General features: G+C 72.8%; 17 protein-coding genes. 9 read left to right on the top strand and 8 right to left on the bottom strand.

All coding sequences use genetic code 11. From position 1 onward, the window contains the following. The first annotated feature begins 138 nt into the window (after positions 1-138). From OG446_RS04430 to OG446_RS04415, 4 genes are all read left to right on the top strand, one after another. Entirely contained in the window at positions 139-3,852 is a 3,714-nt protein-coding gene (locus tag OG446_RS04430) for a hydantoinase B/oxoprolinase family protein (protein WP_328892797.1), read from the top strand. A gap of 71 nt (positions 3,853-3,923) precedes the next feature. Then, complete coding sequence (locus OG446_RS04425) at positions 3,924-5,450, top strand: hypothetical protein (RefSeq protein WP_326664427.1); 1,527 nt, start codon at positions 3,924-3,926, stop codon at positions 5,448-5,450. A 166-nt stretch (positions 5,451-5,616) separates the two neighbouring features. Continuing rightward, the gene (locus OG446_RS04420) at positions 5,617-6,585 is read left to right on the top strand and encodes a hypothetical protein (protein WP_328892796.1); all 969 of its coding nucleotides are present in this window, start codon (positions 5,617-5,619) and stop codon (positions 6,583-6,585) included. 85 nt (positions 6,586-6,670) lie between these two features. Continuing rightward, positions 6,671-11,479, top strand: coding sequence for a hypothetical protein (locus tag OG446_RS04415; RefSeq protein WP_328892795.1), 4,809 nt, complete (start codon positions 6,671-6,673; stop codon positions 11,477-11,479). A 108-nt stretch (positions 11,480-11,587) separates the two neighbouring features. Here OG446_RS04415 and OG446_RS04410 read toward each other — a convergent pair whose 3' ends face one another. Beyond that, complete coding sequence (locus OG446_RS04410; RefSeq protein ID WP_328892794.1) at positions 11,588-12,082, bottom strand: hypothetical protein; 495 nt, start codon at positions 12,080-12,082, stop codon at positions 11,588-11,590. Between the two features lie 403 nt (positions 12,083-12,485). Here OG446_RS04410 and OG446_RS04405 point away from each other — a divergent pair, with 403 nt between their 5' ends. Genes OG446_RS04405 through OG446_RS04390 form a run of 4 tightly spaced genes read left to right on the top strand, consistent with a single transcriptional unit; the run spans position 12,486 to position 16,820 of the window. Continuing rightward, positions 12,486-15,371 (top strand): sensor histidine kinase, encoded by a 2,886-nt coding sequence (locus tag OG446_RS04405; RefSeq protein ID WP_328892793.1) that lies wholly within the window; start codon positions 12,486-12,488, stop codon positions 15,369-15,371. Next, positions 15,368-15,811, top strand: coding sequence for a roadblock/LC7 domain-containing protein (locus OG446_RS04400; RefSeq protein ID WP_219568140.1), 444 nt, complete (start codon positions 15,368-15,370; stop codon positions 15,809-15,811). The genes OG446_RS04405 and OG446_RS04400 overlap by 4 nt, the downstream gene beginning before the upstream one ends. A 9-nt stretch (positions 15,812-15,820) precedes the next feature. Beyond that, on the top strand, positions 15,821-16,234 hold the full coding sequence (locus OG446_RS04395) for a DUF742 domain-containing protein (RefSeq protein WP_328892792.1): 414 nt from the start codon (positions 15,821-15,823) through the stop codon (positions 16,232-16,234). Beyond that, positions 16,215-16,820, top strand: coding sequence for a GTP-binding protein (locus OG446_RS04390; protein WP_328892791.1), 606 nt, complete (start codon positions 16,215-16,217; stop codon positions 16,818-16,820). Before OG446_RS04395 ends, OG446_RS04390 begins: the two co-directional genes overlap by 20 nt. Positions 16,821-16,901: 81 nt before the next feature. Here OG446_RS04390 and glpK read toward each other — a convergent pair whose 3' ends face one another. The 6 genes from glpK to OG446_RS04360 all read right to left on the bottom strand — a co-directional run bounded on the left by glpK (position 16,902) and on the right by OG446_RS04360 (position 22,449). Continuing rightward, a complete protein-coding gene (gene glpK / locus OG446_RS04385) occupies positions 16,902-18,401 on the bottom strand; it encodes a glycerol kinase GlpK (protein ID WP_328892790.1) in 1,500 nt (499 codons plus the stop codon). A gap of 37 nt (positions 18,402-18,438) precedes the next feature. Continuing rightward, positions 18,439-19,200, bottom strand: coding sequence for an MIP/aquaporin family protein (locus OG446_RS04380; protein ID WP_328892789.1), 762 nt, complete (start codon positions 19,198-19,200; stop codon positions 18,439-18,441). A gap of 225 nt (positions 19,201-19,425) precedes the next feature. Further along, positions 19,426-20,616: a lipid-transfer protein gene (locus tag OG446_RS04375; RefSeq protein ID WP_328892788.1), complete on the bottom strand. Its 1,191-nt coding sequence runs from the start codon at positions 20,614-20,616 to the stop codon at positions 19,426-19,428. After that, on the bottom strand, positions 20,613-21,089 hold the full coding sequence (locus tag OG446_RS04370; protein ID WP_328892787.1) for a Zn-ribbon domain-containing OB-fold protein: 477 nt from the start codon (positions 21,087-21,089) through the stop codon (positions 20,613-20,615). Before OG446_RS04370 ends, OG446_RS04375 begins: the two co-directional genes overlap by 4 nt. A 48-nt stretch (positions 21,090-21,137) precedes the next feature. Continuing rightward, a complete protein-coding gene (locus OG446_RS04365) occupies positions 21,138-21,485 on the bottom strand; it encodes a DUF962 domain-containing protein (protein WP_328892786.1) in 348 nt (115 codons plus the stop codon). Positions 21,486-21,651: 166 nt separating this feature from the next. Beyond that, positions 21,652-22,449, bottom strand: coding sequence for a M15 family metallopeptidase (locus OG446_RS04360; RefSeq protein ID WP_389261080.1), 798 nt, complete (start codon positions 22,447-22,449; stop codon positions 21,652-21,654). 96 nt (positions 22,450-22,545) lie between these two features. On the opposite strand from OG446_RS04360, the gene OG446_RS04355 reads away from it, so the two are divergent. After that, a complete protein-coding gene (locus OG446_RS04355) occupies positions 22,546-23,055 on the top strand; it encodes an NUDIX domain-containing protein (protein ID WP_328898189.1) in 510 nt (169 codons plus the stop codon). 16 nt (positions 23,056-23,071) lie between these two features. Here OG446_RS04355 and OG446_RS04350 read toward each other — a convergent pair whose 3' ends face one another. Continuing rightward, positions 23,072-25,423, bottom strand: coding sequence for a glycoside hydrolase family 31 protein (locus tag OG446_RS04350; protein WP_328892784.1), 2,352 nt, complete (start codon positions 25,421-25,423; stop codon positions 23,072-23,074). Between the last annotated feature and the right edge of the window lie 201 nt (positions 25,424-25,624).

The raw sequence follows: 25,624 nt of genomic DNA, 5'->3' as shown, positions 1-25,624 counted from the left end.
AGTCGCAGCCGGAGCCCGCACGACCGGGACACCGCGGGAGAGCGCAGCGCGTCGGGGGCGCGCCGCGCCGTGGAGCCCCGCACCGGACGCCCTCGCGTCCTGCGCGCCTCCCGAAGGGCCGCGCGCCACTATGGAGGAATGACCGGACGCTGGGAGTTCTGGATCGACCGGGGCGGCACGTTCACCGATGTGGTGGGCCGGGACCCCGACGGACGGCTGGTCACCCGCAAGCTCCTCTCGCACGACCCTGACCGCTACCGGGACGCCGCCGTCGCGGGGATCCGGCTGCTGCTGGGACTCGGGCCGGACGAAAAGGTCCCCGCCGACCGCGTCGCCGCCGTCAAGATGGGCACCACCGTCGCCACCAACGCCCTGCTGGAGCGGCGCGGGGAACCCACCGTCCTCGTCATCACCGAAGGCTTCCGCGACGCCCTGCGCATCGCCTACCAGAACCGTCCCCGGCTCTTCGACCGCCACATCCTGCTTCCGGAGGCCGTGTACGAGCAGGTGATCGAGGTCCCCGAGCGCGTCGACGCCCGGGGGCGGACCGTCGTTCCCCTGGACCGGGCAGCGGTGGCGGAGCGGCTGCGGGAGGCACGCGACGACGGACTGAGCAGCGCCGCCGTCGTCCTCATGCACGGCTACCGCCACCCGGACCACGAGAAGGCGGTCGCCGCCGAGGCCCGCGCGGCAGGGTTCACCCAGATCAGCTGTTCCCACGAGGTCAGCCCGCTGATCAAACTGGTGCCACGCGGCGACACCACGGTCGTCGACGCCTACCTCTCACCGATCCTGCGCCGGTACGTCGACACGATCGCCGCCGAACTCGACGGGATCCGGCTGATGTTCATGCAGTCCAACGGCGGTCTGCGCGAGGCAGCCCGCTTCCGCGGCAAGGACGCGGTCCTCTCCGGGCCGGCCGGTGGCGTCGTCGGCATGGCCCGCACCTCCGCGCAGGCCGGATACGACCGGGTCGTCGGCTTCGACATGGGCGGCACCTCCACCGATGTCTCGCACTACGCGGGCGAGTTCGAACGCGAACTCGGCACCGAGGTGGCGGGCGTGCGGATGCGCGCACCCATGATGAACATCCACACCGTCGCGGCCGGCGGCGGATCGGTCCTGCACTTCGACGGCCGGCGCTACCGGGTCGGCCCCGACTCGGCCGGAGCGGTGCCGGGCCCGGCCTGCTACCGCAGGGACGGTCCGCTGACCGTCACCGATGCGCAGGTGATGCTCGGACGGATCCAGCCGGCCCACTTCCCCGCCGTCTTCGGGCCGGACGGCGATCTGCCCCTCGACGCGGACATCGTGCGCAGACGCTTCGAGGAACTCGCCGACGAGGTCGCGCGGGCCACCGGAACCCGCCGTACGGCTGCCGGGACCGCCGCCGGATTCCTGGAGATCGCCGTGCTCAACATGGCGAACGCGGTCAAGAGGATCTCCGTGCAGCGCGGGCACGACATCACCCGGTACGCCCTCACCGGCTTCGGCGGCGCCGGCGGCCAGCACGTCTGCGCCGTCGCCGACGCCCTCGGCATCGACACGGTCCTCGTACCCCCGCTGGCCGGTGTGCTGTCCGCCTACGGCATCGGGCTGGCCGACGCGACCGCGATGCGCGAACAGTCTGTGGAGGCACCGCTCGACATCTCCGCCCGGGACCGCCTGGGCCAGGTCTGTGACGCGCTGGCCGCCCGCACCCGGGCCGAACTGCGCGCCGACGGCGTCCCCGACCGCGCCATCGGCACCCGGGCACGGGTGCTCCTGCGGTACGAGGGCACGGACGCGAGCCTCTCCGTGGACCTGGACACGGTGGCAGCCATGACCGAGGCGTTCACGGACGAGCACCGCGCCCGCTACGGCTTCGCGATGGACCGGCCGCTGGTCGTCGAGGCGGCATCCGTGGAGGCGACCGGTGCGGCGGGGGAGCATCCGGCGCCGAGGCCGTCCGGGCCGGAGCGGAGCGGGGCCACCGCGCCGCGACCCCACGACGCCGCGCGGATGTTCGCCGGAGGCGGCTGGCAGGATGCCGCCCTGCACCGACGGGCGGACCTGCGGACCACGGACACCGTGACCGGCCCGGCCGTCATCGCCGAGGACGGCGCGACCACCGTCGTCGACCCCGGCTGGCAGGCCGCGCTCGCGCCCTCCGGCCATCTGATCCTGACCCGGGCACGCCCGCGCCCCGCGAAGCAGGCCGTCGGCACCCGGGTCGACCCGGTCATGCTGGAGGTCTTCAACAACCTCTTCATGTCCATCGCCGAGCAGATGGGCGTGCGCCTGGAGAACACCGCCCACTCCGTCAACATCAAGGAGCGGCTCGACTTCTCCTGCGCCCTCTTCGACGCGGACGGCAACCTGATCGCCAACGCACCGCACATCCCGGTGCACCTCGGCTCCATGGGGGAGTCCATCAAGGAAGTGCTGAGCCGGAACCGCGGCACGATGCGGCCCGGCGATGTGTACGCCATCAACGATCCGTACCACGGCGGCACGCACCTGCCCGACGTGACCGTCGTGACGCCGGTGTTCGACGAGCGGGACGGCGCTCCTGACGCGCTGAGGTTCCTGGTGGCCTCGCGCGGTCACCACGCCGAGATCGGCGGCATCACGCCCGGCTCCATGCCGGCCTTCAGCCATACCGTCGACGAGGAGGGCGTGCTCTTCGACGACTGGCTCCTGGTGCGGGACGGCACCTTCCGTGAGGCCGCGACCCGAGAGCTGCTCGGCTCCGCCGCGTACCCCTCCCGCGACCCGGACACCAACCTCGCCGACCTGCGCGCCCAGATCGCCGCCAACGAGAAGGGCATCGCCGAACTGCGCCGCATGGTAGAGCAGTTCGGCCCCGACGTCGTCGACGCGTACATGGGCCATGTGCAGGACAACGCCGAGGAGTCCGTGCGCCGCATCGTCGCCGGGCTGCACGACGGCCACTGCCGGTACGAGACCGACAACGGGGCCGTGATCGAGGTGACGGTGACCGTGGACCGGGAGGCCCGCAGCGCGCTCGTCGACTTCACCGGCACCTCGCCGCAGCAGCCGGGCAACTTCAACGCGCCGAAGTCGGTGGTCATGGCCGCCGTGCTGTACGTGTTCCGGACCCTGGTGGCCGACGACATCCCGCTCAACAGCGGCTGCCTCACGCCCCTGGACATCAGGGTCCCGGAAGGCTCGATGCTGGCACCCGTCCACCCCGCGGCCACGGTCGCCGGGAACGTGGAGACCTCGCAGGCCGTCACGGGAGCGCTGTACGCCGCGCTGGGCGTCCAGGCCGAGGGCTCGGGCACCATGAACAACCTCACGTTCGGCAACGAACGGGTGCAGTACTACGAGACCGTGGCGAGCGGCTCGGGCGCGGGGGAGGACTTCGACGGCACCGACGCCGTGCAGACGCACATGACCAATTCGCGGCTCACCGATCCCGAGATCCTCGAATGGCGCTTTCCGGTGCTGCTCGAGAGCTTCCGGGTGCGCGAGGGAAGCGGGGGAGCGGGCCGCCGGCACGGCGGATGCGGCGTGGAACGCCGGATCCGTTTCCTCGAACCCGTCACGGTGGCCCTGCTCACCGGGCACCGCCGAGTCCCGCCGTACGGCATGGCGGGTGGCGGCCCCGGAGCCCTGGGCAGCCAGCACGTCGAACGCGCCGACGGCGGCCGCACCCCGCTGAAGGGCTGCGACACCGCAGAGCTGGAGGCCGGCGACGTACTGGTCCTGCGCACCCCGGGCGGCGGCGGGTACGGAGCCCCGGGCACGGCTGACGGCCGGGCCCGGGGTGGGCAGGGCGGCGAGGGGTACGGAGCCCCGGACACGACCGGCGACCGGGCTCACGGAGACTCCCACGGCGGGGCATGACCGACTCGGGGCAAGCGGCCGCTTCTGCGCCGTTTCGACCGTTGTCAGTCCGAGGACCTAATCTGTGCAGCGTGACTTCGCCTGCCTACACGGAAAACGCTGCGCCCCAGCTCAGCGCGGGGCCGCGGCCCGCACCGGGCCCGGCCGCCGACGAGGGGCTCTCGCGACGGCTGCGCGCGCTCGCCTGCACGGCGCCGCTGCACGACCTCGACGTGCGCAAGGCGAACCTCGCCGGTGAGTACACCGTGTACGCGATGGCCGAGGTCGCCCTCGCGGCCATCGACCACGTCACCCTCAACATGGACTTCGACACCGGGGCCGACCACGACCAGATAGTGGCCAGGCTGCTGCCCCGCGTCGCCGCCCAGGCCCCGAGCCGCCCCGTCGCCGAGCACGAACGGGTCGCCCGCTGGGTCCTGGAGAACCTGATCAACGTCGGCAGTGTGGACCGCGGCTTCCGGGCGGTCTACGGCACCTTCGGACCGGACGGCGTCTACGTCCGCCGGGACTACGACTTCAAGCTGATCGAGGAAGTCCCGGGATACGGCGGCAGCGTCTACCTGCGGGCCACCGACGAAGCGGTCAACGTCCTGGTCGGCGCGCTCGACACGGACGTCACCAGCGCCCAGATCGCCGCCGAGGTGAAACTGGAGGTCCTGATCAGCCGGGGCCGCCTCGCCGACGCCCAGCTCGCTGCCGAGCAGGCCCGCTACCGGACCGTTCAGTACGCGGAGACGCTCCGCAAGACGCTCGACGCGACCCGGCGCAACGTCCGCGCGGTCGACTGGCTCAACGCCGTGCCCGACATGATCGCCGAGGCACTCGACCACGTCGCCGACCGCTACCGCCACGAGAACGCCATCCTCACCAACATCCGCAAGGCACGGGACGAGGCCGAGGAACCCGAGCACAAGAGGCGCGCCGCCGAGCTCGTGGACATCGTCAAGGACTGCATCCGCCGCCACACCCAGCTCCAGTCCCGCCTCCTGGAGGCCGGACCGCTGTTCCGTGCCGAGCAGGACCGCCAGGCCTTCGCCGCACCGGCCGCCCGCACCGGCCTCGACCTCTACGGCCAGCTCCTGGCCCCGCTGCTGCCGCTCCCCGTCGAGCAGGCGATCCGGGCCACCGACGCGTTCTTCGCCCGGGGGACAGGCCTTCGCACCCCCACCTCGGTGCGGGTGGGCGACCTGGTCGACATGCTGCTCACCCCGCCGCTCGAACGGGAACACCTGGGCGCCGAGATGCCCGAACCCGATCTGATCGCGACGCCGGACGACAGCCGGTTCAGCGAGGAGCAACTGGCGTCGGCCATGGAACTGCTCGATCTGGAGCACGACGCCCCGCGCCGCCTCTCCGGTCTCCTCGCCGAGGCCCGGCGGCGCGACGCGGAACTGCCCTACCTGGTCGCCCTGCTCGCGGTGCACGCCGCCAGCCCCCCGGTCGGCACCGCCTACCGCCAGGGCGAGCGCCGCCTGCTGTTCTCCGTCGACGACGGCACCCAGCTCGACGACCCGGAGTTCGGCGGCGCCGACCTGATCGTGGGCACGGCCCTGCTGGACGCCGTGGGCATGGCGGCCGACCGCTCGGAGGCGACATGAGGACGCGTCACGCCCCGGCCGCCGCCGGGAGAACCGCCCCTTCGAAAACCGCCCCTTCGAGAGCCGGTTCTACGACAACCGCCCCCGCGAGAGCCGGCGCCCCAGCCGCACGTGCCCGGGCAGGCCACCCCGTACCGAAGAACTTCCGCAACGAGGAGCGACCGTCGTGAGCGACCACCGCGCAGAGCACACCGACGCGTGGAGCGACCCGGCAGCGCACCGGACCGCCGCGTACCCGACCGCCGCGCACCCGGCGGAGCGGACGGCGGCCGGATATCCCGCCGAGCGCCCGGCGGCGCCCGCCGCCCCTGCCGCGGTCACCCCGGCGGACGCGGCGGACGCCTCCCGGCTCGTCGCCTTCGGGCTCCAGCCGAAGCTGCTGCCCGCCCGTGATGCCGAGTACGCCGAACTGCTCCGCCGCTACCGGGAGGAGCCCGCCTTCGCCCGGCTCGCCGACGCCGTGGCCACCGGCCTCGGCCTCGTCGTGCTGGAGGTGTCCACCCGGGCCGGGATGGCCGTCACGGCGGGCGAGGACTCGGTCTTCGCCGTGCGCATGGGTGACTACGCACGGCGGGCCTCCTCGGACTCCGCCGACCGTTTCCTCCACGGCCTCGCGCACCTCGCCGTCGCGGCCATGGCCTTCCCGCGCCCCGAAGACCTCGCCGACGACGCGTACATTGGCCGGATCACCGTCAACGGCGTCGACGCCTTCGTGCGTCAGGCGTGCCACCGCCTGGAAGAGCGCGCCGACGAACACGGCGACAACACCGACCCGGCCAGTGACGCCCCCGGCCTGGAGGCGGGCTGGCGCATCTACTCCCGGCGCAGCGCCACCGGAGCGACGAAGGACGCACGGCGGCTGGCCGGATCCACCACCGGCATCGTCGGCAAGGCGGTGGCCTTCCTCACCGACTCCGGCTTCCTCCAGCGCACCGGGGACGACGCCGGAGGCGCCTTCCGCACCACGGCCCGCTACCAGCTCCAGGTCCGCGACATGGCGGGAAGCGCCGCCCTGGCCGAGCTCCTGGAACTGGGCGTGGTGCCGGTCACCGACGGCTCGGCCACGCTGCTCCCGCCGCCCGACCCCGACGACCTGGAGCTGGCGGCCGACGCCGGCCTGCCGTTCCACAGCTGACCGGTCCACCCCACCGGGCCGGCCACAGACCGGCCCCGCCAACGACGTCACCCTCCCGCTGCCTGAACGACGAGAGTCCGCCGCCATGTACGAGCTGTCCCGGGTCCGCCTCTACTCCATCGGGCCTGCCGGCGCGCGCTACGCCGACACCGTGCTCGACCTGCGCGGCGTCGGCGAGCCGGTGCCCCACCCTGCGCCGGCACAGGCGGAGTTCTTCGAGGAGGAGCCGGTCGGCCCGCCGCGCCGGCCCGCCCCCGCAGGCGTGCTCTTCCTGGAGAACGGCGGCGGCAAGTCCGTCCTGCTGAAGCTGATCTTCTCGGTCATGCTGCCCGGCCACCGCAACACCCTGGGCGGTGCGAGCTCGGGTGTCCTGCGCAAGTTCCTGCTCGCGGAGGACTGCGGACACGTCGCGCTGGAATGGCAGCACACGCTGACCGGTGAATGCGTGGTCGTCGGCAAGGTCAGCGAATGGCGCGGACGCCAGGTATCCAACGATCCCAGGAAGTTCGCCGAGGCCTGGTACTCCTTCCGCCCCGGCCCCGGACTCAGTCTCGACTCGCTGCCCGTCGCCGAGGCCACCTCGGTCGGCCGCCCCGCCGAAGGCGTCTCCGGAGCCCGCGGCAGGCGCCGCACCATGAAGGGCTTCCGCGACGCACTCACCGAGGCGGGCAAGTTCTACCAGCACCTCGACGTGCACTGGGAAGAGATCCACGACCGCTGGAACGAGCACCTCGGCGAGCTGGGCCTGGACCCCGAACTCTTCCGCTACCAGCGCGAGATGAACGCCGACGAGGGCGAGGCGGCCGGACTCTTCGCGGTGAAGAAGGACTCCGACTTCACCGACCTGCTGCTGCGCGCCGTCACCGACACCCGCGACACCGACGGACTCGCCGACCTCGTCAGCGGCTTCGGCAACAAGCTGGGCCGCCGCGCCGAACTCACCGCCGAGCGCGACTTCACGGCGGGCTCCGTCGATCTGCTCGGCCGGATCGTGGAGGCCGCGGAAGCTCGCGCCAGGACCCGCGACATCCACGCCGGTGCCGAGCGCCGCACCCGCACCCTGGCCCGTCGGCTCTCCGCCCGCGCCGGTCTGGAGCGCGGCCGGACCGCGGAGCTCGCCCAGCAGGTCACCGGCGCCGCCCACACCGTCACCGGTGCCGAGGAGACCCGCAGCCGCAGCGCGCTGATCGCCGCCGAACTCGCCTACCGGCACGCCTCCCTGGCGCTCACCGCCGCCGAGAGGAGCGCCGCCTCCCAGCGCCGCGAACTCGGTGACGCCCGTACCCTGCACTCCGCCTGGCAGGCAGCCGAGGCCGTGCTCCGCCACCGCGCCGCCGCGGACCGCTCCGCCCGCGTGGCCGTGGCCATCCGCGAGGCCGAGCGCGATGCCGCACCGGCCCTGGCCGCCCGGGCCACCGCCGCCGCCGATCTCGTACGGGCCCTCCACACCGCCGCCGAAGCGGGCGAGAACGTGGCCAACGAGGAGGAAGAGCGCTCCGACAGCCTCCAGACTGCGGGCGAGGCCGCCCACCGGGACGCCACCACCGCCGCCACCGAGGCCCAGCGCGCCCGCAGCGAGGCCGGCCATCTGCGCCAGCGCCTCGCCGAGGTGGAACAGGAGACCGCGGAAGCCGTCCGGGCGGGCTGGCTCGATGACACCGCGCCCAACGCGGACCCGGCCCGCGCCGCGCTCGCCGCGAACGACGCCGAGCACTCCGCGGTGGCCGCCTGGGACACCGCCCGCGACGCGGCCGGCGCCGCGGCGGACCGGGCACGGCAGGCCGCCGCCGACGAGAGCCGGGCCGAACTCGCCGCCGCCCGGGCCGCCGACGGCGCACGCGCCGCGGAACAGGCCTACGAGGCCGAGCTCAGGGCCGCCGAGTCCATCGCCGCAGAGCACCGCCTCGCCGACCTCCTGGGCCTGCCGGCCGCCGGAGGCGTTCCCCGGCCCCGGCAGAGCCCGCCCGGCGCACAGGACGGTGCCGAGGACCAGCAGCACGAAGAGGACCGCGAGCCCGGGGCCGCCGCGGACGGCGCCGAACCGGCCGCTCACGGAACCCGCACCGCCACCACCGCACCGCCGAGGCCCGCCGGACAGTCCCTCACCGCAGACGAGTTCGACCGCAACGCGGAGGAGCTGCGGGACCTCCTCGACCAAGGTGTGGCCGCAGCCGAGCGACGCCTGTTCGAACTGCGCACCGCCGCTGCCGACGACTCCCGCATCCTGGGCGCGCTCGGCGACGGCGGACTGCTGCCGCCGGGACCCGATGTGCTCGCCACCGTCGAATACCTCGGCGAACACGGCATTCCGGCCCTGCCCGGCTGGCGCTACCTCGCCCAGGCCGTCGACCCCGCCGATCACGCTGCCGTGCTCGCGGCCCGCCCCGAGCTCGTCGACGGCGTCGTCATCACGGACCCGGACGCGCACGCCCGTGCCCGTGAGGTGCTCGGCGCCGCCGCCCTGCTGCCGCGCTCCGCCGTGGCCGTGGGCACCGCAGCCGCCCTCCTCGCCCCCGTACCGGACCCCACCGCCGGATCCGCCGCGAGCGCCGACGGGGTCTTCCTCGTCCCGCCGAACCCGGCGATGCACGACGAGCACGCCGCCGACGAGGAACGACAGGCGCTCAGGAGCCGGACCGCGGCCCGCGACGAGGACATCCGCACGCTGGCGGCCCGCCTCACCGGGGACCGCTCACTCGCCGCCCGGATCGGCTCCTGGCGTGCGGACTGCCCGCCCGGCATGCTCACCGAACTCGCGGAAGCCGCCCGCACCGCCCGTGCGGCCGCCGCGACGGCCGAGGCCGCTCTCGCCGAGGCCCGTACGGTGCGGGCCGAGGCCGACGAGGCGGCGGCGGACACCGCCCGCGTCCGCGACGAACGCCAGGAGGCCGCCCAGCGCGCGCGCCGCGCCGCCGACGCACTCGCCGGACTCGCCTTCCGGCTCCGCGAACGGGCCGGCTGGCAGGTGAAGCTGCGCGAACTGGTCGACGAGGCGGCCGAGTCCGAGGCCCGTGCCACCGTCTGCCTCGAACGGGCCCGCGCCGCCGACGAGGACCGCAGGGCCGCCCAGCGCGCGGCCGACGACGCCCGACGCACCTCCCGCGCCCTGCGCGCCGAACGGGCCGAGATCGCCGGCGCCCCCGAACACCTCCCCGAGCCGGAGCCCGGCGCCCCGCGGCACACCCTGCCCGCCCTGCGCGAGGCCTACCGGGCCGCGTCCCAGCTCTACGAGAAGGTCGGCGTGGGCGCCGACCTGCGCGCCGAGCAGGCGCGCGCGGAGAGCGACGAGAGCGCCGCGCTCGCCGAACTCGACCGGCTCACCAACAAGGTCCGTACCCGGGCGGCGCAGCTCCTGGAAGGTACGGACGGCGCCGACGGGCCCTCCCGGCAGGCCGCAGCGGCCCGCGCCGAGTCCCTGGTCCAGCTCCTGGAGACGCGTGCCTCCGCCGCCAGCGAGCAGCTGGGCCGGCTGCGCGGCGAGGCCGAGCGGCTGGCCCCGGCCGACGGCGAGAGCCTGCACACCGAACTCGCCGGCGATCAGGTTCCCGCCGACGCCGAACAGGCGCAGGCGCTGCTGCGTACCGCGACGGGCGAGCTCGCCGCCGCGACCGCCGCACTGGACACCGCCCGCGCCGCCCACGCCGAGCTCCTCCACGCCCACCGCACCGCAGAGGACTCGGCAGGCGGCTTCGACGAGACCGCGGCCCTGCTGCGCGACCTCCTGCGGGACCACGGCGCCGAGGACGACCCCGAGACCCCCGAGCCGTACCCCGGCAGCCTGGAGGAGGCCCGGCAGTCCGCGGCCGAGGCCCGCCGTTCACTGCGTGGCTGCGCCGTCGACCTCTCCACCGCGGAAGCGGCCGTACGGGAGGCGAGCGACGTACTCGTCCGGCACGCCAACGCCACCCGCTACGAACAGGTCCGCACCCCGGCCCGCCAGCAGATCCGCGAACTCCCGGCCACGGCCCTGCCCGAGCACGCCCGGAAGTGGGCGACGGCGTTCGCACCCCGGCTGCGGGTCCTCACCGACGAACTGGCCCAGCTGGAGCGCAACCGCGACTCCATCGTCGACCGGCTGCGCGGCCTGGTGGACTCCGCGCTGACCACGCTCCGCTCCGCTCAGCGGCTCTCCCGGCTCCCGGAGGGCCTGGGCGAGTGGTCCGGCCAGGAGTTCCTCCGTATCCGCTTCGAGGAACCCGACCAGGCCACGCTCACCGAACGGCTCGGCGAAGTCATCGACGAGGCCACCAAAGCGGCACTGAAGAAGAACTCCGACCTGCGACGCGACGGGATGTCCCTGCTGCTGCGCGGCGTGCAGGCGGCGCTGGAGCCCCGCGGAATCGCCGTCGAGATCCTCAAGCCGGACGCGGTGCTGCGCGCAGAGCGGGTGCCGGTCGGGCAGATGGGCGACGTCTTCTCCGGCGGCCAGCTGCTCACGGCCGCCATCGCCCTGTACTGCACGATGGCCGCCCTGCGCAGCAACGACCGGGGCCGCGACCGGCACCAGCACCGCCATGCGGGGACCCTGTTCCTCGACAACCCCATCGGCCGTGCCAACGCCACGTATCTGCTGGAGCTCCAGCGTGCGGTCTCGGATGCGCTGGGCGTCCAGCTGCTCTACACCACGGGCCTCTTCGACACGACCGCACTGGCCGAATTCCCGCTGGTGATCAGGTTGCGCAATGACGCCGACCTGAGGGCCGGACTGAAGTACATCAGCGTCGAGGAGCATCTGCGCCCCGGACTGCCCCAGCAGGACCCGGGTGCCGAGACGGTGCACGGAGAGATCACCGCCACCCGCATGTTCAAGCGGTCCGCGCCGACGCCGGACGTACCGGCGGCCCGGACCGAGCGCGAATCCCGCACCACGGCGAACCTCGACACAGCCCCGTAGGGGAGAGCACCTCGATACCGCCCCGCGGACGGAAGGGGCCTGCCACGAGCCGGCCCCGCGGACGGAAGAAGCCGGGCGCGGGTCAGGCCTGAAGGAGCCGGGCGCGGGTCAGGCCCGGGAGAGACGGCGGCCCGCGTCCCGTCGTCGTATCCGTGCCGCTTCCCGCTCGGCGGTCCGCGCCGCCCGTCTGGCCCTGCGCCGCTCGCGGCGCAGCCGCCGGGCCGAACTGCTGGGCACCGACACCACGCCGTTGCGCTGATTCCACACCTGGCGGGTGACCCACACGTCCAGCACCGACCAGGTCGCGACCACCGTGCTGCCCACGCTGCTGAGCACCATCGGGAAGGCCAGCCACGAGGCGGTCAGCGAGGCCAGGAACGCGACCATCGCCTGGATCAGGGTCAGCGACGTGATGATGACGGCCCGCACGGCGGCCCGGCGCACGGGATCCGGCATCCGGCGGCGTGTGGCCGGCTCCTCGACCCAGAGCGGCTGCCGCGGCGCCTCCGGCCCGCCCCGCGTCGCCGAAGCCGCGGTGCCCGCCTCCTTCGCCGCCCGGGCCGGTGGCACCTCCACCGCGCCGTGACGCTCCTGCGTGTCCAACGACTTTCAACTCCCCACCGCTGTCCGACTTCAGGGTTGCTGCCCCGCATGCACCCTTTCTACGCGGACGGACCGTCCCGTCCTGCCTCAGTGCACTCCTGCAGCTCTCCTGCCCCCGTACAGACAGACGAGTGCCGAACGGTGAAGATTCCCCCGGATCGGCGCGGAGCGAAGAATTCCAGCCAACCGGCGGGGGGAGGAATATGCCGCTCTGATCGGCGTCTTCTGTCGCATTCGCGAATTTCATCTCCCGGAATACCGGGACAACTCATGGTCAACTCCCAGTAACGCGGCCGAAAATCGTCCGGACACGCCTTCGAGTTGTCTGTGTGTCGGTAGTAGGCTCGCGCCGTTTGTTGACGGAACACCATCCCCGCCCTGCGGGGCCGAGCTGGGGGAGGCCATGCGCTTTCGCGGAAAGTCCATCCGCAGGAAGATCGTGGCGTTGCTTCTGGTGCCGCTCGTCTCCCTCACCGCACTCTGGGGCTTCGCCACCTATCTGACCGGACGCGAGGCCGGCCAGCTGCTGAGTGCGAGCACCGTCGTGGAGAAGGTCGGCCACCCGCTGGAGGACACCGTCAGGGCCGTGCAGAACGAGCGCCGCCAGACCCTCGTCTTCCTTGCCGACCCGAGGGCCTCCGACGCCCTTCCGGTCCTGCGCACACAGCGCGCGGTCACCGACCGGGTCGTGGAGCGCGTCACGTCGAGTGCGCACCAGAAGGACATCCGCGACGCACTGCGCCCCGACGCCGAGACCCAGCTCGGCTCGATCCTCGGAGCGGTCGACGAACTCGACGCCCTCCGCGACTCCGTCGACCGGCGCACCATCGGCCGGGCCACAGCGATGGAGTACTACAACCGCCTCATCGACCCCTGCTACCGCTTCCTGACCGGACTCCACACGATGGAGAACGTGTCCATGGACAAGCAGGTCCGGGCGCTGGCCGGCGTGTCGCGCGCCCGCGAGATGCTCTCCAGGGAGGACGCGCTGGTCGCCTCCGGACTCCTGGCAGGGCGGTTCACCGCCGCCGAACTCCGGCAGATCTCCGACCTCGTGGCCAACCGGGGACTGCTGTACGAGATCAACCTCCAGGTCCTGCCCGCGTCCGAGCGGCGGCGCGTGGAGCAGTACTGGTCGGGCCCCGACAGCGAACCGCTGCGCACCGCCGAGAACAGACTCATCGCGCAGGGTCCCACCCGCGATTCCCGTGCCGTGGACGCCGCCCGCTGGCAGGAGGTCGCGCCGCCGGTCCTGGACCGGCTGGCCAACGACTCGACCGAGATGAACAACCGCTTCCAGGACCGGGGAAAGCCCGCCGGTTACGGCGTCCTGATCAAGGCGGGCGTCGCCGGCGTACTCGGATTCCTGGCCCTGCTCGTCTCCGTCTTCGTGTCCGTACGCATAGGCCGCGAGCTCGTCCGTGACCTCTCCCGGCTGCGCAAGGACGCCCACGAGGTCTCCGGCGTGCGGCTGCCGAGCGTGATGCGCCGCCTCGCCGCCGGCGAGCACATCGACGTCGAGACCGAGTCCCCGCACCTCAGTTACGAACGGGACGAGATCGGCCAGGTCGGGCAGGCGCTCAACACGCTCCAGCGCGCCGCGGTCGAGGCGGCCGTCAAACAGGCGGACATGCGGCGCGGCGTCTCCGAGGTCTTCGTCAACCTCGCCCGCCGCAACCAGGTGCTGCTGCACCGGCAGCTGACGCTCCTGGACACGATGGAGCGCCGCACCGAGAACACCGACGAACTCGCCGACCTGTTCCGCCTCGACCACCTCACCACCCGGATGCGGCGCCACGCCGAGGGGCTGGTGATCCTCTCCGGAGCCGCGCCCTCCCGGCAGTGGCGCAAGCCCATCCAGCTCATGGACGTGGTGCGGGCTGCCGTCGCCGAGGTGGAGGACTACGAACGGATCGAGGTCCGCCGCCTCCCGCGGATCGGAGTGGGCGGCCCCGCGGTCGCCGACCTCACCCACCTCATCGCCGAACTCCTGGAGAACGCCACGGTGTTCTCGCCCCCGCACACCGCGGTCCAGGTGCACGGCGAACAGGTCGCCAACGGCTTCACCCTCGAAATCCACGACCGCGGTCTGGGAATGCCCCCCGAAGTGCTCCTGGACGCCAACCTCCGGCTGGCGGAGACCCCCGAGTTCGAACTGTCCGACACCGACCGGCTCGGCCTCTTCGTCGTCAGTCGGCTGGCCCAGCGGCAGAACGTCCGCGTCTCGCTCCAGATCTCCCCGTACGGAGGCACCACCGCCGTCGTCTTCATCCCGGCGGCGCTGCTCACCGACGCCCCGGACTCGCACGGCACGGGATTCCGTCTCGACCGCAGGTCGGAGAAGGCGATCGCCAGCAGCAGGCCCGGCAGCGGCCAGAGGGACAACGGCGGGCCGGACACACCGGACCGCAGCCTCGCCGCCGCCCGGTCGCAGGAACGGCCGGGCAGCCTCTCACCGGTTCCCAGCGGGCTGATGGACCCGGCCCTGCTGGACGGCCCGGTCGAGCTCGAAGGACCGGTCGCCTCCCTGGACTTCGACCGTGACCCGCTCCTCGAAGCCGTCACAGGCCTGGGCACCGACCCCGCACTCGACGGCGTCTCCGACCTGGACGACACCGAGAGCGAACGCGGCGGCATCTTCCGCGCCCGCGAGTTCCGGCGCGAATCCGACCGCGAGCAGCACCAGCAGGCAGCCGACCGGGCGTCGGAGCCGGACGGTGTACGGGCCCTGCGCCCCGACGGCACGCGCCCGCTGCCCCGCCGCAAGCCGCCGACCCTGGTCACCGACCGCGGCGTCCGCGTCGACGAGAGCGGCCGCTCCCACCCCACGACCGGCGATCCGGAGCCCGCGCACACCTCGACCCGGTCCCGGGCCACCGGCCCCGTTCCGCACGAGGACCGGCGCCGCTCCGCGGAACCCCGGCGGTCCACGGGCTTCCGGACGCCGACCGGGCCCGCCGAAGCCCCGCGGCCCGCGCCTTCGGTGCCCGCGCCCCGGCCGTCCACCTCAGCCGTCCCGTCCTCGTCGCCCGAGGCCGACACCGTGGGCGGACTGCCCCGCCGCGTCCGTCAGGCCAGCCTCGCCCCCCAGCTGCGCGACGGCTCGGGCGTGCCCGGCCCGGACCGGGTGGAGAGCGTCGAGGACATCGAGCGGGACGCCGACGAGGTACGCGACCGCATGGCCTCGCTCCAGCGCGGCTGGCAGCGCGGACGCCTGCAGAACGCCGAGGACGTGACCGGCCCCGGTGATACAGCACAAGGAACCACTCCGGGAGGGGACGGTCCATGACCGCACCGAACGCCGCAGCACTCAACTCCGCACGTCAGGGGTCGGGTGAGCTCAACTGGCTCCTCGACGAACTCGTCGAGCGCGTCGCCAGCATCCGCAAGGCGCTGGTCCTCTCCAGCGACGGCCTCCCCACCGGCGCGTCGAAGGACCTGACCAGGGAGGACGGCGAACACCTGGCGGCCGTCGCCTCCGGATTCCACAGCCTCGCCAAGGGTGTCGGCCGCCATTTCGACGCGGGCCGGGTCCGGCAGACCGTCGTCGAACTCGACGAGGCGTTCCTGTTCGTCACGGCGGCCGGTGACGGCAGCTGCCTCGCCGTACTGGCCGACTCGGACTCGGACGTGGGGCAGGTGGCGTACGAGATGACGCTGATGGTCAAGCGCGTGGGCGCCCACCTGGCCAACGCTCCCCGGACGACCGGTCTGTCCTCCGGAGGGTGAGTGGACGGGATGAGCGCCGACACCTCGCGCACCCCCGGCGACCCGCAGTCCTCGCGCTGGTACGACGCCGACGCGGGGCCGGTGGTCCGCCCGTACGCGATGACGAGGGGACGCACCAGCAGCGCGTCCCGTCACCGCCTCGACCTGATCGCGATCGTCATGCCCGAACCCGCGGCCGACGACCCCGGCAGGGACCAGATGCTCTCCCCGGAGCACGTGGAGATCGTCGAACTCTGCAGTGAGATGCCCCAGTCGATCGCCGAGCTCGCCGCCGGTCTGGATCTCCCCGTCGGGGTGGTCCGGGTCCTGGTCGGCGATCTGGTGGAGGACGAGCTGGTGCACGTAACCCGTCCCGTTCCGCCGGCCGAGCTGCCGGACGTGAACATTCTTCGCGAGGTGATCAATGGTCTTCGGGCGCTCTAGCCGCAACAGGCGGCCCGTTGAGCCCGTCACCCTGAAAATCCTGGTGGCGGGCGGCTTCGGAGTGGGCAAGACGACCCTGGTGGGGGCGGTCAGCGAGATCAGACCGCTGCGTACGGAGGAGAGGCTGAGCGAGGCGGGACGTCCGGTGGACGACCTGGACGGTGTCGAGGCGAAGACCACGACGACGGTGGCGATGGACTTCGGGCGGATCACGCTGCGCGAGGACCTCGTGCTGTACCTCTTCGGAACCCCCGGACAGGACCGCTTCTGGTTCCTCTGGGACGAACTCGCCCAGGGCGCGCTGGGGGCGGTCGTGCTCGCGGACACCCGCCGGCTGGAGGACTGTTTCGCGGCGGTCGACTACTTCGAGCGCCGCGAGATCCCGTTCGCCGTGGCCGTCAACTGCTTCGAGGGCGCCGACCGGTTCCCCACCGAGACGGTGCAGGCGGCGCTGGACCTGGATCCACAGGTGCCGGTACTCATGTGCGACGCCCGGGACCGGTCGTCCGTGCGGGACGTCCTGGTGGCCGTCGTCGAACACGCGGTGGCCCGGGTGGACAAGCTCCGGGAGCCCGTTACCACGTAGAGCCGGCGGAACGCGGCACGTACCCCCGCCGACGAGGGTACGGGCCGCGCGTCCATGGGCGGCGGGGGAGCGGACCGTCCGCTACTCCTGCCAGCCGAGACTCCGCTCCACCGCCTTGCGCCAGTTGCCGTACTCGCGCTCGCGGTCCTCCGGGTCCATTCGCGGCTGCCACTCCACATCGCGCTGCCAGTGCGTCTTGAGCTCGTCGAGCCCCGACCACACCCCGGTCGCCAGCCCTGCCGCGTACGCCGCGCCCAGGCAGGTGGTCTCCGAGATCTTCGGGCGGATCACCGGAACGCCCAGCACATCCGCCTGGTGCTGCATCAGCAGATGGTTGGCCGTCATGCCGCCGTCCACCTTGAGCGTCGTGATCGGCACCCCGGAGTCCTGGTACATCGCGTCGACGACCTCACGCGTCTGCCAGCTGGTCGCCTCCAGGACGGCCCGTGCCAGATGTGCTTTGGTGACGTAGCCGGTCAGGCCGGTGATCACACCCCGGGCGTCGGAACGCCAGTAGGGGGCGAACAGCCCGGAGAACGCGGGCACGATGTACGCCCCGCCGTTGTCGTCCACGCTCGCGGCGAGGGTCTCGATCTCCGCCGCGCTCCCGATGATGCCGAGCTGGTCGCGGAACCACTGCACGAGCGCCCCGGTGATCGCGATCGACCCCTCCAGGCAGTAGACGGGCGGCTCGTCACCGATCCGGTAGCCGACGGTGGTGATCAGCCCGTTCTTGGACGGCACGGGGCGGTTGCCGGTGTTGAGCAGCAGGAAGCTGCCGGTGCCGTACGTGTTCTTGGCCGTACCCGGGTCGTAGCAGGCCTGGCCGAACACCGCGGCCTGCTGGTCGCCGAGTGCTGAGGCCACCGGCACTCCGGCCAGCGCTCCCACGGCCGTTCCGTACACCTCGGACGACGACCTGATCTCGGGGAGCACCGCTTCCGGGATGTTCATCGCGGCCAGGACCGCCGGGTCCCAGCGGAGCGTCTCCAGGTCCATCAGCATGGTCCGCGACGCGTTGGTCACGTCCGTGACGTGGACGCCGCCCGCCGTACCGCCCGTGAGGTTCCAGATCAGCCAGGAGTCCATCGTGCCGAACGCGATCTCGCCCCGCTCGGCCCGTTCGCGCAGCCCGGGTACGTGGTCCAGCAGCCAGGCCGCCTTGGGGCCGGAGAAGTAGCTGGCCAGCGGAAGACCCGTGGTGGCGCGGAACCGGTCCTGCCCGTCGGCGCCGCCGAGTTCGTGACACAGGGCCGCGGTACGGGTGTCCTGCCAGACGATCGCGTGGTGGACGGGAACCCCGGTGGCCCGGTCCCACAGCACCGTCGTCTCGCGCTGGTTGGTGATGCCGAGCGCGGTGAGCCGGTCCGCCCGCAGCCCGGCCCGGTCCAGGGCGCCGGTGACGACGGCCTGCACGGTGGTCCAGATCTCGGAGGCGTCGTGCTCCACCCAGCCGGGCCGGGGGAAGATCTGCCGGTGCTCGCGCTGGTCGACGGCGACGACGGCGCCGTCCTGGTCGAAGATGATGCAACGGCTGGAGGTGGTGCCCTGGTCGATGGCGGCGACATACCTGATCGTCATGACTCCCCTTGTCCATCGGGTGCTTGTGGCCGAGGCCTCAGAACGCGGCGTTGAACACGACACCGCCCAGCAGTCCGCCCAGGATCGGCCCCACGACCGGTATCCAGGCGTAACTCCAGTCGGACGTCCCCTTGTTCGGTATCGGAAGCAGCGTGTGCACCAGCCGGGGGCCGAGGTCCCGGGCCGGGTTGATGGCGTATCCGGTGGGGCCGCCGAGCGAGAGCCCGATGCCCACCACGAGGAGGGACACCAGGAGAACCGAGATCCCGGAGCCGTAGATCCCGGCCTCCGACCCCGCGACCGGGCCGATCCCGATGCCCGCGTTCTTCCCGAACGCCAGGATCGGCAGCACCAGGGCGGCCGTGGCGATGATCTCGGTGACGAGGTTGGCCACCGGATTGCGGATCTCCGGAGCGGTCGCGAAGATGCCGAGCGTGGGTCCTGACGTCTCCTTGTCGGCGTTGGCGCGGAACTGCGCGTAGTACGTCAGCCAGGCCAGCACCGCGCCGATGACGGCGCCCGTCAGCTGACCCGCGATGTAGAGCGGGACCTTGTCCCACTCGCCGGTGTCGACGGCGATGCCGACGGTCACCGCCGGGTTGAGATGGCCGCCCGACAACGGGGCGGACGTGTAGGCCCCGGCCAGTACCCCGAAGCCCCATCCGAAGGCGATGACGACCCAGCCCGCGGCCCTGGCTTTCGAGTGGTGGAGCGTGACGGCGGCGCAGACGCCCGCGCCGAAGAGGATCAGGATGGCCGTTCCGAGGACTTCCCCGGTGAAGATGTCTCCATTGCTCATGGCGCTCCCAGTGGTTGTCCGGCGGGTTTCGCCGGGCGCTTCCATGGCTGCGGAGGCCGAGGGCAGGGAGCATCCGTGCCCCGCCCGGCGACCGTGACGAGCGTGGGATCAGCCGGCCGCCGCGGTGTGGGAGGACGGCATCGGCTGGGAATGGAGTGTTCACCGTGCTTGATGGGTCGTCAAGCAGGCTGACAACAAACGCTGTTGGTTACCAGAGGTGGAATTTCAGCGCACCGCGACGACCGCGGAGCCATGACCGAACAGCCCCTGGTTCGCCGTGATCCCGACCCGCGCGCCCGGAACCTGGCGTTCCCCCGCCGTGCCGCGCAGTTGCCAGGTCAGCTCGCAGACCTGCGCGATGGCCTGGGCCGGCACCGCCTCGCCGAAGGAGGCGAGTCCGCCGCTCGGGTTCACCGGGACGCGTCCGCCGAGCGACGTCGCCCCGGAGCGCACGAGCGCCGCGCCCTCGCCGGGGGCGCACAGTCCGATGTCCTCGTACCACTCCAGTTCCAGCGCCGTGGAGAGGTCGTACACCTCCGCCAGGGACAGGTCCCCGGGGCCGATGCCCGCCTCCTCGTACGCGGCCCGGGCGATCGATCCCCGGAAACCCATGGGGGAGGGTTCCACGGCGACCGCGGAGTCCGTGGCGATGTCCGGCAGGTCGAGCACCGCTTTCGGGTACGTGGGCGTCACGGTCGACACGGCGCGGATGCGGACCGGGTCCGGCGTCCCGTGGCGCCGGGCGAAGTCCATGCTGGACAGCACCAGGGCCGCCGCGCCGTCGGAGGTGGCGCAGATGTCCAGCAGCCGCAGCGGATCGGCGACCACCGCGGAGGCCGCGACCTGCTCCGCGCTCACCGCGGCCCGGTAGCGGGCGTTCGGGTTCAGGGCGCCGGCCGCCGCGTTCTTCACCTTGACCAGCGCGAAGTCCTCCGGAGTGTCGCCGTGCAGCGCCATCCGGCGGCGGGCGTACAGCGCGAAGTACGCGGGATTGGTCGCACCGAGCACCCGGAACCTCAGCCAGTCCGGATCGTCCGGCCGCTCCCCGCCCGCCGGTGCGAAGAACCCCTTGGGCGCCGCGTCCGCGCCCACCACGAGCACCACGTCCGCCATGCCGGCCAGGATCTGCGCCCTGGCGGTGTTCACCGCCTGGGCGCCCGACGCGCAGGCCGCGTACACGCTGGTCACGCGGGCGCCCTGCCAGCCGAGCGCCTGGGCGAACGTCGCCCCGGCCACGTATCCCGGATAACCGCCCCGCACGGTGTCGGCGCCGACCACCGACTGCACGTCCCGCCACTCGACGCCCGCGTCCGCGAGCGCGCTGCGGGCCGCCACCGTGCCGTACTCCACGAAGCCGCGGCCCCATTTGCCCCAGGGATGCATCCCGGCCCCGAGGACGGCCACGTCCCCGCTCATGCCGCACCCCCCGCGGAGCCGGCGGCGACCGGCCGCCAGTGCCAGGTGGTCCGCACCACGCCGTCGTCACCGGGGCCGGAGTCCATCACCCCCGGCACGGCCTCCACGGCCATCCCGACCGCGAGATCCCCCACGCCGACGCCGGGTGCGGCCTGTCCGAGCACGACCATCCGCTCGGCCGCCAGCTCCACCGCCACCAGCGTGTACGGCTTCCAGGGCGCGTCCGGATCCGAGAGGTAGGGCGCGGGCGGCCGGTAGCGGCCGTCGGTGTACGACCAGACCGTGCCGCGCCGGGACAGTGGCACCTCGACGAGCTCGCCGCCGGTACAGCCCGGATTGCGGCAGAGCCCCTTCTGGGGCGGGAAGAAGACCGACGAGCAGAGCGGGCAGCGGGTGCCCAGCAGCCGGAAGTCCTCCTCCGTACCGTCCTCGGTGAACCACCCGGCCACCACAGGTATGCGCTTGCGCGGCAAAGCCCCTCCCGGCACTGGATCTGACGGAACGTCAGAAGTGTGCCACGGTCAGCTGTTGTCGGCGAGCCACTTGGCAGCGGTCTCCGCGAGCTCGTGGTCGCGGCCGGCCAGCATCATCCCGATCATCTGCGCGTCACCGCGCAGGGACCAGGCGGGATGACCGAACGTGGCCGGGTTGTTCTTCTCGATCAGGAAATGGGCGGGCCAGGCGGTCCCGTACCCGATCAGCGGCAGCGCGGCCATGTAGCGCTTCCGGCCGCGCGCCAGTCCGTAGGCGGTGATCGCGAGACCGGTCAGGGTGCCGGCGAGATGGACCCAGCGGGTCGCGGCCCGGGAGTGCATCGCGACGTAATAGGGCCAGAACTCTTCATACGAATCGAACGTCTGTTGTGACATACGGGCACCGTAATGGCTGGATCGGCAACCGGATACGGCCGATCCGCGTCCGAGAAGAAGAGCGGGCGGCCGGAACCCACGGGGGTGGTCCCGGCAGCCCGCTCGTTCTCCTTCCCGACGCGCCCCTCGGTGGCGGGCGACGCACGTGCTTCCCCGACGCGCCCCCTCAGTGGCCGGCGACGGACCTGCGGGCCACCGGGAAGTCGAAGTAGGTGTCCGGAAAGAGCTCCGGCTTGAAGGTGTAGTGCCACCACTCCTCGGCGAGGTTCACGAATCCGGCGTCGGTGAGCGTCTTCTTGAGGAACTGGCGGTTGGCGCGCTGCACGCCCTGGATCCGCGGGTCGTCGGTGTGCGAGAGCGTGTCGAAGCAGTCGAATCCGGTGCCCATGTCGACCGAGTTGTCCGGAAAGCGTTCGGCCTGCGGGGCGTAGCACGGCACCAGCTTCTCGCCCGGACGGTACGGCCTGGTCGGCAGGGCCGGCAGACGCACCAGGGTCAGGTCCACCGTGCTGCCGCGACTGTGTCCGGACTTCTCGGCGATGTAACCGTCCGCGAACAGACGGGTCTTGTCGACCTGCGGGTAGAACTCGGTCTTCATCGTCTCGTCGTCGAGGTCCTTCGCCCACCGCACGAAGTGATCCACGGCCCGCTGCGGCCGGTAGCAGTCGTACACCTTCAGCGAGTACCCCTGGGCCAGCAGCCGGACCTGGGCCCGGTGCAGGGCCTCGGCCGCCGGCCGGGTCAGGATGCACAGCGGCTGGCGGTACCCGTCCACCGGGACACCCATGAAGTCGTGCCCGGTGGGGTAGCGCATCTCCTGGATGATCGTGGGATCGACCGTGCGCAGCGCGACGAAGTCCCCGGGAGCCTTCGGCTCGGGCTTCGCCTGCGCCGAGGGGGCGGCGGCGGTGACGGCGAGCAGCGTGGCGGCGGTCGCTGCGAGGACGCGGAGAACGGAACCCATACCTGTCATGAGCACATCGTCCACTAGTCCGGCCGTCCAGGGCGGGTGATCGGATACAGTCCGCGCGTGGCCGTGACGAGAAAGACGGAGAAGCCCGTGAAGGACTCCCACTGCGGCAGTTGCGGAGCGCCGTACACCGCGTTGCCGCACCCCGGTGCCTGGCCCCGCGTCTGCACCGCCTGCGGAGCCACCGCCTACCGCAACCCACTGCCGGTCGCCGTAGCCCTGCTGCCCGTCACCGCCGACGACCGCACCGGACTCGTCGTCATCACCCGCACCATCGAACCCTGCCTCGGCGGCACCGCCCTCCCCGGCGGCTTCATCGACCACGACGAGGACTGGAAACACGCGGTCGTACGCGAACTCCGTGAGGAGACCGGCATCGAGGCGGACCGCGACGACGTACGCCTTGCCGACGCCCTCAGCGCCCCCGACGGCCACCTCCTCCTGTTCGGGCTGCTCCCCGCACGGCCGGCCGCCGCGCTCCCGCCGTCCGTACCGACCGACGAGACCTCCGGATACGGAGTGCTGCGGAGCCCCGAAGCGCTTGCCTTCCCCCTGCACACCGAGGCCGTCCGCGCCTGGTTCGCCGGCCGCTACCGCTGACCGCGCTCCCGGCGGCTCAGAGTCCCCGTACCCGGACCGGACAGTCCACCAGCCCCTCCTCACCGTCCCGCTCCACCACGACCCGCCCGCCCACGAGCCGGGTCGTGTACCGCTCGACCACCACCGGCGCCCAGCCGTCACCCCCGTCACGGACCACGTAGCCGCCCCCGCCCGCACCCTCCACCGGAGCCCACACCTCCAGTTCGAGCCCGCCGCCCGCACCCCGCACCGGAACCACCGCACCGGCCCGCGCCAGCACCGGCACCCGCGACAGCGGCGCGCCGACCACCACCTGCCCCGGCCCCTCGTACACCGCACCACTCACCGTGTCGTACCAGCGCCCCGCCGGCAGCCGCACCGACCGCTCCTCGACACCCGGCTCCAGCACCGGCGCCACCAGCAGCGCGTCACCCAGCAGGAACGCGTCCTCGCACTCCCGCAGCGCCCGGTCGCCGGGCGCCGCCCACCACAGCGGACGCACATACGGAGCCCCGGTCACCCGGGCCATGTGCGCCAGCGTCACCCAGTACGGGTGCAGCCGCTCCCGCTCCGCCAGCACCTCCCGCGCACCGTCGAGCACCCGCGGCCCGAACTCCCACGGCTCCCGCCGCCCCGCGTCGATCGCCGCATGCGTGCGGAACAGCGGAAGATACGCCCCCAGCTGGAACCACCGCAGATACAGCTCGGGCGACGGCGAACCGTCGAACCCGCCCACATCCGGCCCCGAATACGGCACCCCGCACAGCCCGAGACCCAGCACCAGCGCCAGCGAGGCCCGCAGCCCCGGCCACCCGGTCGCCACATCACCGGACCACGTGCCCCCGTACCGCTGCATCCCGGCCCACCCGGACCGTGAGAACAGGAACGGCCGCTCGTCCGGACGCAGCCGGAGCAGCCCCTCGTACCCGGCACGCGCCATCGCGAGGCCGTACACGTTGTGGGCCTCCCGGTGATCGCCGCCGCGCCCCTCCAGCGAGTGCCGTGACGAACGGGGCAGCGTCGGCTCACCGAACGCCGCGAACGACACCGGCTCGTTCATGTCGTGCCAGACACCGGAGAACCCCTGTGCGAGGCGTTCCTCGTACAGGCCGCCCCACCACTCGCGCACCTGCGGATCGGTGAAGTCCGGATACACGCACTCACCCGGCCACACCTCCCCGCGAACCGTCCGCCCGCGCGCGTCCCGGACGAACGCGCCCGAAGACCCCACCGCGGTCCCGGTGTCGAAGACCGCGTTCCCCGGCACCGCCGCCACCGCCGGGTCCACGATCGACACCAGCCGCACCCCGTCATCGCGCAACTCCTTCGCCAGCCCCGGCAGATCGGGGAACCGCTCGCGGTCCACCGTGAACACCCGGTGCGCGTCGAAGTGGTCGATGTCGAGATGGAGCACCGACAGCGGCAGCCCCCGCTCCCGGTACCCCGCGACGACCCGACGCACCTCCCGCTCGCTCCCGAACCCCCACCGCGCATGCTGCGGACCCAGCGCCCACGACGGAGGCACCGCCGGCGCGCCCGTCAGCGCCGACCACGCCTGGAGCACCCGGGCCGGCGTCCCCACCACCACCCAGCAGCGCAGCGGGCCCCCGTCGACCCGCACCTCGGACGTACCCGGCCGGTCATGGCCGGAGCCCGCCCCCTCCTCGCCCTCGCGCAGCGCCACCCGGCCCGCCCAGGAGTTGTCGTGGAACATCAGATGCGTCCCCGCGTCCGAGACCACCAGCTGCACCGGCATCGTCAGATACAGCGGATCGTCCCCGGGCCCGAACCGTCCGCCCGGATCGGTGTTCCACAGCCCGTACACGCCGTCCCGGAGCCGTGGGCCCGCGGCCCGCCCGCCCAGCCCGAAGAACCGCGCGTCCGCCGGGACCTCGGACCGCTGCACCCATCGCACGGGCCCACCGGCCACCGGCTCCCACCACCGGGGCGGCAGCTCCCGCCTGAGCACCACCCCGCCCGGGGTCCGCAACTCCACCGCACCGTGCCGCGACACCACCACGGTCAGCCGCTCCGACACCACCTGCCAGCCGCCGTCCTTGTCCGGCTCCAGCACCGCCCGGGGATCGGCATCGGGCGCGGACCCCGGCAGTGCGTAGGACGGCACGGGCTCCGCCCCGTCCCACCCCCAGAAGACCGCTCCGCCCACCGCCACACGGATGCGCAGCTCCGAACGGGCGAACCTCACCACACCGCCGCCCGCCCCGGGCTCCGCCCCCACCACGGCTCCCGGCACCCGCGCCCGTTCCGGACCGCGCGCAGGCGACGCCCGCGCATCCGCCCGGGCCCGCCGCCACGCCGAGCGCACCGTACGCAGCCCCTGCTTCGAACCGACCAACTTCACCGAGCGCACCAGGTCACGACCGTCCATGCAGCTCACCCTGCCATCCGCTGATCCGGCAACGGGTTCTGTTCAACTTCCGTTCACCCGTGGCCGGCGCGGACGGCCGGGGACGGAGTGTGGCCGCACCACATATCGGGTGGCACGGCCGTGGCCGGGCAACCCTGGTGCGAAAGACGATCACATGGCATCGTCCGTGGAGCCGCCTCACGCGCACACCCCAGCCCGTGC

Source organism: Streptomyces sp. NBC_00236 (assembly GCF_036195045.1).
Taxonomy (GTDB): domain Bacteria; phylum Actinomycetota; class Actinomycetes; order Streptomycetales; family Streptomycetaceae; genus Streptomyces.
The sequence above is the reverse complement of the archived record's forward strand: the minus strand, read 5'-3'. Positions and strand labels throughout refer to the sequence as shown.